Below are 4,719 nucleotides of genomic sequence, written 5' to 3' on the forward strand. Positions count from 1 at the left end.
CGGGCACACAGCCCGGCTATCCCCTCGAACCACGACTCGACCCGCTCAACCACCAGTCCATCAGCACACAGTCACACCAACGAGACCCAACGCCATCCGTCACGCCAGCTGCGGTTGCAGTACTAGCATGCACATGGTCAACGGGGGACCGGTCTCGGCACAGGGGAATGACGATGCTGCTGGAACAGGAGCGCGAGGGACTCGCGGCCGCGGGCAGGCGGCTCGCCGCCGGGGGCCTGGTCATCGGGACGAGCGGCAATCTGTCGGCCCGGGCGGGCGACCTGGTCGCCGTGACGCCCACCGGCGGGGTGATCGGCGAGTTGACCCCCGCGATGATGACCGTCCTGGACCTGGAGGGCCAGGTCGTCGAGGGCGACCTCGCCCCCACCTCCGAGGTGCCCATGCACCTGGCCGTCTACCGGGCCACCGGCGCCGGGGCCATCACCCACACCCACGCGGTCGCCTCCACCGCGATCGCCTGCACCCTGGAGGAGATCCCGGTGGTGCACTACGCGATGCTCGCGCTCGGCGGCTCGGTGCGCGTCGCCCCCTACGCGACCTACGGCACCGCGGAACTGGCCGCGCACGTGGTCACCGCGCTCGAAGGACGGCAGGCCGCGCTGCTGCGCAACCACGGCTCGATCGCGCTCGGCCCCACCGTGGAGAAGGCCGTCGGCAACCTCGAACTGACCGAGTGGGCAGCCGAGTTGTACGCCCGTTGCCTCGCCCTCGGCACGCCCCACCTGCTGGGGAGGCAGGCACAGGAGGACGTCGTCGCGCGGGCGCTCGCCGACGGCTACGGCACCACCAGGAAGCTGTGAGGGGGCGACCGTGACCGCACCCGCGATCTCCCACTGGCCGGACGTCGACGCGATCGAGCGGCGCCTGGACCGGCTCGTCCACACCCCGGTCCGGCGGCCGGACGACACGGCGCTCGCCGGGTACCACGCCTGGTTCGAGCAGCACACGGCGGGCTCAAGGGCGACGGCCGCCGAGGCCGCGCGGTACATACCGGACGGCGTCCAGCACAACCTCGCGCTGAATGACCCCTGGCCGCTCGACATCGTCCGCGCCGAGGGCGCCCACCTGTGGGACGTCGACGGCAACCGGTACCTCGACTTCCTCCAGGCCGGCGGCCCGACCGTGCTGGGCAGCAACTACCCGCCGGTCCGCGAGAAGGTCCAGTCCCTGCTGGCCGAGTGCGGCCCCGTCACCGGGATGCTGCACTCCTCCGAGGTCCGCCTCGCCAAGCTCATCCACGACTTCATGCCCGCCGTCCAGCGGTTCCGGATGCTCGGGAGCGGCACCGAGGGGGTCATGGCCGCCGTCCGCGTCGCCAGGGCACACACCGGCAAGGCCCATGTGATCAAGGTCGGGGGCGCCTACCACGGCTGGTCCGACCAGGTCGTCTACGGGCTGCGCATCCCCGGCACCGGCAGCCTGGAGGCCGCGGGCATCCCGCCAGGCGCGTTGCGGCTCACCCAGGAGGTGGCCCCGGGCGACCTGGACGCCCTGCGGGAGCGGCTCGCGGCCAACGAGGAGAGCGGCGGCACGGCCGCCGTGTTCGTCGAGCCGATCGGCCCGGAGAGCGGCACCCACCTGGTCCGCCCCGAGTTCAACGGCCTCGTGCGCGAACTGTGCGACGAGTTCGGCGCGTTGCTCGTCTTCGACGAGGTGGTGACCGCCTTCCGGCTCGGCATGGGCGGCGCCCAGGGCTACTTCGGCGTCCGCCCCGACCTGACCGTCTTCGGCAAGTGCGTGGCCGGCGGCTACCCGGCCGCCGGCGGCCTCGGCGGCGGCGAGGAGGTCATGTCCGTCCTCCAGGGAGGTCTCACCGCCGTCGGCAAGCGCGCCCTCGTCGGCGGCACCCTGGCCGCCAACCCGCTGTCCTGCACGGCCGGTTACCACGCGCTGACCGAGATGGACCGCACCGGCGCCCCGGCGCTCGCGGGCCGGGCCGGGGACCGGCTCAGCGCCGGGCTGGCCGCGTTGATCGCCGCGCACGACCTGCCCTACGTCACCTACAACGTCGGCTCGATCGTGCACCTGCACACCTCGGGCGTGCTCCATCTCTCCCTGGACGACCCGGACTTCGGCACCGAGCTGGGCCCGCGCGGCGACATGCTCGGCCAGATGTCGATGGCGTTCTCCGCCGAGGGCCTGATCACCCTCGCGGGCAGCCGCCTCTACACCAGCATGGCCCACACCGACGCGGTCGTCGACGACGCCCTCGCCCGCTTCGGCCGCGTCCTCGCCAGGATCTGACCGCCGTGGCCCCCCGCTACGTCATCGGGGTCGACCTCGGCACCGGCGGCCCCAGGGCCGTGCTCGCCACCACCGACGGGCGGGCCCTCGGCCACGAGTCCGCGCACACCCCCCTGCACCTGCTCCCCGGGGGCGGCGCCGAGCAGGACCCCGACGACTGGTGGCGGGCCATCCGCGCCGCGCTGCGCCGGCTGCTGGCCCGCGGCCTCGCCCCCGTCCCGGACATCGCCGCGATCTGCCTGTCCGCCCAGTGGGGCGGCACCGTTCCCGTCGACGCCACAGGGCGCCATCTGCACCGTGCCCTGCTGTGGATGGACAGCCGCGGCGCCGCGCACTCCCGGCGGCTGGCGGGCGGCGGGCTGCGGATACCCCGCACCGGGTACAACGCGCTGCGGCTGCGCGAGTGGGTCGCCAAGACCGGCGGGGCCCCCACCCTCACCGGCAAGGACCCCGTCGGGCAGGCCCAGTTCCTCCAGCACGCCCTTCCGTCCGTCTACGCGCGCACGGCGTATCTCCTCGACGTCCCCGAGTACCTCACCATGCGGCTGACCGGGCAGCCGGTGGCCGGCCACGACACGATCGCCCTGCGCTGGTGCACCGACAACCGGACGCCGGGCACGGTCCGGTACGACAAGCGGCTGATGCGGCTGGCGGGGTTCGCCCCGGACCTGCTGCCCCGCCTGGTGAAGCCCGCCACCGTGGTCGGGAGGATCCTCCCCTCGGCCGCGGCCGACCTCGGGCTCGGCGAGCACGTCCAGGTCGTCGCCGGCACCGGCGACACCACGGCCGCCGCGGTCGGCGCCGGCGCGGTGCTGCCCCACCAGGGACACCTGTGCATCGGCACCTCCGCCTGGCTGTCCTGCCACGTCCCCCGCAAGAAGACCGACCCGTGGCACAACGTCGCCGCCCTGCCGTCCGTGGTGCCCGGCTCGTACTGGGTGGCGACCGTCCAGGACGTCGCCGGCAAGGGCATCGACTGGCTGATCGGCAACGTCCTCGGCCCGGACGACGCGTTCGCGGCGGGCGAGCGCCCCCACGGCACCCACGAGGAGATCCTCGACCGGCTCAACCGCCTCGCCGAGACCGCGCCGCCCGGCAGCAACGGCGTGGTGTTCGCGCCCTGGCTCAACGGCGAACGCACCCCGGTCGACGACCCCACGGTGCGCGGCGGCTGGTTCAACGTCTCGCTCACCACCACCCGCGCCGACCTCGTGCGCGCCACCTTCGAGGGCATCGCGTTCAACGCCCGCTGGCTGAACGAGTCGGTGGAACGGTTCACCGGCCGGCCCTTCCCCCACCTCACCTTCATCGGCGGCGGCGCCACCTCCCCGTTCTGGTGCCAGGCCGTGGCCGACATCCTCGGCCGCACGATCCGCCAGGTCGCCGACCCCGCCCTGGCCAACGCCCGAGGCGCCGCGCTCATCGCCTCCGTGGCGCTGGGCGCGCTCGACTGGCACGAGATCCCGGAAAAGGTCACCATCGCCAGGGAGTTCGTGCCCAACGCGGCCAACCGCCCGGTGTACGACCGAGCCTACGCCACCTTCCGCGCCGTCTACCGCCGCAACCGGGGGCTGTATGCCGCGATCAACGGCTGAACGGGCCTCCCGGGCCACGCCGGTAGGATCGGGCGCACCCCGCGCCGCGAACCACACGACGAGCGAGGCGAGGACCGAGGCGATGACCGAGCCGACCCGGGAGCCCGGACTGCGGAAGGCGCCCCAGCAGGCCCGGAGCCGCGCCCGCGTCGAGGCCATCCTGGCCGCCGCCGACCGCCTCCTCGCCAGGGAGGGCGTGGAGGCCCTGACCACGCGCCGCATCGCCGCCGACGCCGCGGTCCCGGTCGGCACGCTCTACCAGTTCTTCGACGACCGGGACGCCGTGCTGGCCGCCGTGGCCCGGCAGCACATGGAGACGCACTCCGCGGCCATGAGGTCCATCCTGCGCGACGCGCGCGACGCCCGCTGGTACGACCTGGTCAACCTCGTCTTCGACCGGTACGTCGAGCTCTACCGGAAGAACCCGGGCTACCTCGCCATCCGCACCGGCCGCTACCTCAGCCGCGAACTGCTCCAGCTGGACGAGGACAACAACGCCATGGTCGCGGCGCACCTGCGGCGCATCCTCGTCTCCCGGGAGCACCTGGCCGACAGCACCGCCCTGGCCGTCGCCTGCCGCGCGGGCGTGCACGCCTCCGAGGCGCTGCTCCAACTCGCCTTCCGCGACCACCCCGACGGCGACCGGACGATCCTGGCCGAAGCGCGGCGCATCCAGCACCTCTACCTCGCCGACATCGTCGCCGACCCCCGGTACCGCGACCCGGCCCGGCCCCGGCACCCGGACTGAGCGCGCCCGTCGACCACCTGGCTGGACGGGGCGGGTCGCGGTACCGGGGGTCGGCGACGATGTCGGCGAGGTAGAGGTGCTGGATGCGCCGCGCTTCGGCCAGGATCGTCC

Annotated in this window: 4 protein-coding genes; all 4 read left to right on the forward strand. The window is 73.9% G+C overall.

Annotated elements, in window-relative coordinates; all coding sequences use genetic code 11:
- The first annotated feature begins 173 nt into the window (after positions 1 to 173).
- The 4 genes from ADY01_RS33015 to ADY01_RS33030 all read left to right on the forward strand — a co-directional run bounded on the left by ADY01_RS33015 (position 174) and on the right by ADY01_RS33030 (position 4,608).
- Complete coding sequence (locus ADY01_RS33015; protein ID WP_049580435.1) at positions 174 to 821, forward strand: class II aldolase/adducin family protein; 648 nt, start codon at positions 174 to 176, stop codon at positions 819 to 821.
- Between the two features lie 10 nt (positions 822 to 831).
- Positions 832 to 2,265: an aspartate aminotransferase family protein gene (locus tag ADY01_RS33020; RefSeq protein ID WP_049580432.1), complete on the forward strand. Its 1,434-nt coding sequence runs from the start codon at positions 832 to 834 to the stop codon at positions 2,263 to 2,265.
- A gap of 5 nt (positions 2,266 to 2,270) precedes the next feature.
- Positions 2,271 to 3,860 (forward strand): xylulokinase, encoded by a 1,590-nt coding sequence (locus tag ADY01_RS33025; protein ID WP_049580433.1) that lies wholly within the window; start codon positions 2,271 to 2,273, stop codon positions 3,858 to 3,860.
- Positions 3,861 to 3,942: 82 nt separating this feature from the next.
- A complete protein-coding gene (locus ADY01_RS33030; protein ID WP_049580434.1) occupies positions 3,943 to 4,608 on the forward strand; it encodes a TetR/AcrR family transcriptional regulator in 666 nt (221 codons plus the stop codon).
- The last annotated feature ends 111 nt before the right edge of the window (positions 4,609 to 4,719 follow it).

The sequence above is a fragment of the Streptomyces sp. SBT349 genome (genome assembly GCF_001083795.1).
In the GTDB taxonomy this organism is placed as follows: Bacteria; Actinomycetota; Actinomycetes; order Streptomycetales; family Streptomycetaceae; genus Streptomyces.

Excerpts from the sequence above, each read along its gene's own strand:
- ADY01_RS33030 (WP_049580434.1), top strand. The coding sequence starts at position 3,943 with ATGACCGAGCCGACCCGGGAGCCCGGACTGCGGAAGGCGCCCCAGCAG.
- ADY01_RS33015 (WP_049580435.1), top strand. The coding sequence starts at position 174 with ATGCTGCTGGAACAGGAGCGCGAGGGACTCGCGGCCGCGGGCAGGCGG.